Below are 5,216 nucleotides of genomic sequence, written 5' to 3'. Positions count from 1 at the left end.
GCTGAATATCAGGAGAAACATACGGTTTCACGTCTAATTGGTTCTCCACCTGGCTATGTCGGTTATGGAGAAGGCGGTATTTTGACCGAGGCCATTCGCAAAATGCCGTACTCGGTTGTGCTATTAGATGAAGTTGAAAAGGCTCATCCGGAAGTGCTCAATATTTTTTATCAAGCGTTTGATAAAGGAGAACTTTCTGATGGTGAAGGGCGTTTAATTGATTGTCAAAATATCGTTTTTTTCCTCACGTCCAATCTCGGTTATCAGACCATTGTTGATAATGCCCAATCGCCTGAAAAACTAGATGAAGCGTTATATGCTGAGCTAGCTGCATTTTTCAAACCCGCTCTTTTAGCCCGTATGGAAACCGTATTCTACTTGCCTCTTGCTCGCGACGTACTCGAGAAAATCGTACGTGGAAAACTTTCTAATCTAGAGAAGCTGTTTAAGCAGCGCTACGATGCACAAGTTGTCATTGAAGATAGCTTGATTGAAGAGATCTTAAATCGTGCAAATCGTTCTGAAAACGGTGCTCGTATGTTAGAAGCGATTATCGAAGGACAGTTGTTGCCACCAATATCATTATCTCTACTCAATAAACTGGCTAACAAGCAACCGGTAGAACGTATCTATTTGGCTGCCGATGAAGGAGAGTTTATCGGAGAGGTAGAGTAATCATGAGCCAATGGTTAGTGCTCGCAACAGAGCTTGTCGTGGCGAAAAGCCCGAGCGAACTTGCGGATAGGTTTATTGAAACTATCCGTAGTGAACTCGGGTTAGAACAGTGCTTGTTATTGGTTCCGACGACTGATGGGCGAAGTTTAGTACCACATGGTCGTGATGTTGCTTTGAGTTGGTCTGTGACTGATTTTGATTGCCCGTTTGCCCATGTACTCCAATCGGCTAGGCCGATTAATCTGGCGGCTGACGAACTTGGATTTTGGCGTTTAAACCGTGCCTTTAATGAACTGACCGCACAAGTCGGTTTGATGGATAAAGTCGCTATTCATCCACTTCCTGTCGGGGCGGATCAAGTTCAATCTGTGCTGTTTATGGTGGGGGAAAGTCGAATTGTTGATGGGCTATTTACGCAACCAGAGTTTATTAAATTTCTAGAGATTTTTTCTCATCAATGGTCACTACTAAGTGAGATTTTGCGAGAAAACCAAGGACGAAAAGTTCTCTCTGAATCGCTTAATGATGCTCAACGTGATGATGCTCGTCGTTGTGTCATGACACAACTATCGACCAAATTGATTGGTGATAGTTCGGCTATGCATAAACTGCGAGAGCAAATTATCAATGCGGCCTCTTCAAAGCTTTCGGTGATGATTCAAGGTGAAACGGGGACAGGCAAAGAATTGGTTGCTCATGCTGTCCATGAATATTCATCTCGTAACAAAGGACCATTTGTCGCCATCAATTGTGCCGCGATTCCAGAAAACTTGCTTGAGAGCGAATTGTTTGGTTACAGCAAAGGTGCGTTTTCAGGTGCAGACAAAGATAAGCTCGGTTTGATAGCGCAGGCCGATGGTGGGACGCTATTTTTGGATGAAATTGGGGATATGCCACTCAACTTGCAAGCAAAGTTGCTGCGAGTACTTGAATCACGTCTGTTTCGCCCGGTGGGGGCGAAACAAGAATTGACGTCGAACTTTAGACTGGTCTCCGCGACTCACGTGAATTTATTGCAGCAAGTGCGTCAACGAGAGTTTCGACAAGATCTTTATTATCGCCTACTTCAATACCCAGTAAGTCTACCATCGTTGTCTGCCAAGCTCGAAGATATCGAGTTATTGAGTCAACATTTTGTCGATTCATTTAATCATCAGCATAACACCAATATTCGTGGTCTTGATTACAAGGCGATAGATCGCTTATCTCAGTATGACTTTCCTGGCAATGTGCGTGAGCTTAAACATCTCGTTGAGTTTGCTTGCGCACAAACACCAGATGGGACCCAGGTCGCCGCGAGCTGTTTTGAACATCGCTTGTCGAATGTTCATTCTGTAGCGCCTAGCGCAGTGAAAAATGTCAGCAACGACACCGCAGAGTATGGCGTGGGTTTTAATTCAGACCAAGTAGATAACTTGAAGCAAACCGTCAATGAGTTTGAACTCCGTATTATCCGCGATAGGTTGCAACATTTCTCAGGTGACCGTGCTAAAGCGGCAGCGAGCTTGGGGATTCCCAAACGGACATTGGCCTACAAATGCCAAAAGCTGGAGATAAAAACCCCATGATTCAACGTTGTATTCTAATCATGATACTCGCCCACGGCATAGTTTGGGGCAACGCCGTCTATGCGGGCGAACCCACGCTAGAGCAAGCGCAGAATTGTACGCAAATCAATGCGCGCCTAGAGAGGTTAGCCTGTTTTGATACTTTGTTTCAAACACCCACAAAAGTACATCTTGAATCCTCTTATAGGCCTGATGTCCCAGCATCATGGCAGCGTGCTTATGATAGCTTGAGTCAATACCAAGCGGAAGATGTGAGTCATTTAACAACCAAAGGAACGGCAGAACGTGGTAATGCATGGGTAACATTAGTCGCACTCAATGAAAAGACCGCTTTTGACGATAACGCCAAACCGATTTTGCTGATGAGTTGCATTGATAATCTGAGCCGGGTTGAGTTGGCATTTCCAAGCGCGATAGATGATGCGCAAGTGAACATATCGATTGTTGGTATGCGTTCTCAATCTTGGCGAAGTGACGATATTGGTTTGTTGTTTTCATCGGGACGAGGAATTCCTGCCATCGAAATGATGAAAGCAATGGCGAAACAGCCGCGCCTAGTTTTACGCTCGAACTCCAGAATCGTCGATGGATTGTGGTTCGATGCAAGTACTTTGTCCTCTTCTTTGGTGGCTCTACGCAGTCGCTGCGGCTGGTAAGGATCTGCAATGGATATCACTCAATATCGTCAGTCTATAAGTCAACCCATAGACGGGGATAACCCGGTCGGTGTGAGACTTGTGGATGACCCACAGTTTGATTTTGTCGAAGACCAAATGATGAAAGTAGGCTCGCTTTCTCACGCAACAGTTCAATGGCCAGAAGTCGAACAGACAACAGTCTCGTTGTTAAGTGAGAAGAGCAAAGATCTTAAATTGCTCATCATTTTACTGCAATGCTTACACAATAAAGTGACGCCGTCACGATTTATTGTGTCAATGCAACTGTTAACCGATTTTACGTTACTCTATTGGCAAGAGTGTTTTCCCGCGCCGGGACAAAAAGGGCGTTTGGCAAGAGGGAAATTTTTTAGCCAAATAACACAACGTTTTAGTCTCGTGACAGAAAAGTTAGATTTTTCCCGTTTTACAACTCAAGAGCGAGAGACGTTAAAAGAGGCGTTAGAGTCTTGGCAGTTATCGACCACCAATGCTGAACTGATGTCTGATGACGTAGAAGCCGTGATGGCAAAAATTAGCACTGGCTTAGCGCGAAGCATTGAGCAAGAACGTATCGAAGAAATTGTGCCAGAGGCAGTAAAAAGTGCCCCAATCGAGATGAGCCAAAGTGCGGTCTCTGTCGATAGTTCAAGTGATAAGGCACTAAAGCAATCGTTGCTCAAAGTAGCTGAAGTGGTCACCGATCAGGATTTTGGCGTCACCTTGGCAATCCGAGTTCGTCGTTATGCCGTTTGGTCCAGTATTGCTTCGTTACCCGAGCATGATGTCAACGGTGAAACCTTGCTACGCGGCATGATGCAAGAGCGTGTAAAAGAGTACCAAGATCAACTACGTCATCCAGATCTCGAACTTTGGCGTAAGGTTGAACAAAGCCTAACCATGGCTCCTTTCTGGTTCGAAGGGCAACTGATGAGTTATCAGATTGCGAAAGCACTTGGGCATGATGGTTGGTGTGAAGCGATTCTTAGTGAAAGCGCTAAATTTCTTGCTCGTATGCCAGATTTACTGAAATTGAAATTCAAAGGCGGTGAGCCCTTTGTCAGTGACAAAGCGAAAGAATGGCTATTGAGCCATCAAAACGTCAGTGGTCAGCAAGCGAGTGTGGGGAATTGGGAAGAGAAAGAGGCAGAGGCGATGATGCTTGCTAAAGATGCGGGAATCGCTGTCGCACTGTCGATGTTAAATGATGGCTTAGTCGCTGCAAGAGAACCTAGAGATAAGTTTTACTGGCGATTGCTACAAACCAATCTGCTAAACGCAAACAATCTTGATGCGATGGCAAAAGAACAATATCAAACCCTATATTCACAAGTTACAACGATGAGCGTTAACGACTGGGAACCCTCTTTAGTAGAACAACTACAAAAGCATACAACGTCAGAATAAACGAAGGATAAGATCCATGTGGAAATATTTAGTTAGGATCGCGAGAATGCTTAAGCCAAGCCTCGCAGCAGCGATGCCTATTTTACTATTTTGCTTATTTATCATAGTGAATGTAGCGATTTGGTGGGCTGGTCCATGGCTAGAAATCGAAGGGAATCAACCACTAGACTCGATAATGGAACGTGCAGTCGCAAGTTGCCTATTTTCGTTAGGGACATTGGCTCTGTGGGGAATCTGGCAATGGAAAAAATTGCAAGGTTTCCAAGCGGAACAAAAATACGAGGAACGGTTGCGCCAAGATCCCATTAAAGCTTATGAGGATCGTCAAGAACTAGAACTCAATCAAGTTATGGTTAACATGAAAGAGAGTTTGCCGCAACGAGACTACTTGTATGCGCTACCTTGGTATCTTGTGCTTGGCTTAGAGAATGCGGGTAAAACCAGTTTGATCAATCGTAGTGGTCAAAACTATGTGTTCTCTTCTGTTATGCGGGCATCTGGCCAAAAGAGTGAAAATCCTTATTCGTTCGATTGGTGGATAGGTGATGAATCAGTCATGATAGATCCTGATGGAGAACTTTTGACTCAGGGAAATCATGATCAGAACAATGACGGAGCGATGGAGCGCCGATTATGGCTCCATTTCGTCAATTGGTTAGAGAAAACGCGCAACCGCCGCCCACTAAATGGTATCGTTTTAACCCTAGATGTTTCGCGTTTGGCGACCGCAACGGCCACGGAACGAAAAGCGTACGCTAATTTACTTCGAGCACGTTTGCGTGAATTGATGGAGACGCTGTCTACACGCCTTCCTGTCTATGTAACGCTTACTAAGCTCGATCTTTTACAAGGCTTTGAACCCTTCTTTAAGCACTATTCACGAAGCCAACGTGAAGAAGTGTTAGGTTTC

General features: G+C 44.8%; 5 protein-coding genes. All 5 read left to right on the top strand.

Going from position 1 to position 5,216, the window contains the following annotated elements; all coding sequences use genetic code 11:
- On the top strand, positions 1-675 hold a 675-nt coding region (locus RH85_RS06750; protein WP_006711458.1), incomplete at its 5' end, for an AAA family ATPase.
- A gap of 2 nt (positions 676-677) precedes the next feature.
- Positions 678-2,243 (top strand): sigma-54 interaction domain-containing protein, encoded by a 1,566-nt coding sequence (locus RH85_RS06745; RefSeq protein ID WP_006711457.1) that lies wholly within the window; start codon positions 678-680, stop codon positions 2,241-2,243.
- Positions 2,240-2,899, top strand: a complete 660-nt coding sequence (gene vasI / locus RH85_RS06740) for a type VI secretion system-associated protein VasI (protein ID WP_006711456.1) — start codon at positions 2,240-2,242, stop codon at positions 2,897-2,899. The genes RH85_RS06745 and vasI overlap by 4 nt, the downstream gene beginning before the upstream one ends.
- Before the next feature lie 9 nt (positions 2,900-2,908).
- The gene (gene tssA, locus RH85_RS06735; RefSeq protein WP_006711455.1) at positions 2,909-4,306 is read left to right on the top strand and encodes a type VI secretion system protein TssA; all 1,398 of its coding nucleotides are present in this window, start codon (positions 2,909-2,911) and stop codon (positions 4,304-4,306) included.
- A 16-nt stretch (positions 4,307-4,322) separates the two neighbouring features.
- Positions 4,323-5,216 (top strand): type VI secretion protein IcmF/TssM N-terminal domain-containing protein (locus RH85_RS06730; RefSeq protein ID WP_277422395.1); only part of this gene is annotated, 894 nt, incomplete at its 3' end.

The sequence above is a fragment of the Vibrio ichthyoenteri ATCC 700023 genome (assembly GCF_000222605.1).
GTDB classification, from domain to species: Bacteria; Pseudomonadota; Gammaproteobacteria; order Enterobacterales; family Vibrionaceae; genus Vibrio; species Vibrio ichthyoenteri.
The sequence above is the reverse complement of the archived record's forward strand: the minus strand, read 5'-3'. Positions and strand labels throughout refer to the sequence as shown.

Excerpts from the sequence above, each read along its gene's own strand:
- RH85_RS06745 (WP_006711457.1), top strand. The coding sequence starts at position 678 with ATGAGCCAATGGTTAGTGCTCGCAACAGAGCTTGTCGTGGCGAAAAGC.
- vasI (WP_006711456.1), top strand. The coding sequence starts at position 2,240 with ATGATTCAACGTTGTATTCTAATCATGATACTCGCCCACGGCATAGTT.
- tssA (WP_006711455.1), top strand. The coding sequence starts at position 2,909 with ATGGATATCACTCAATATCGTCAGTCTATAAGTCAACCCATAGACGGG.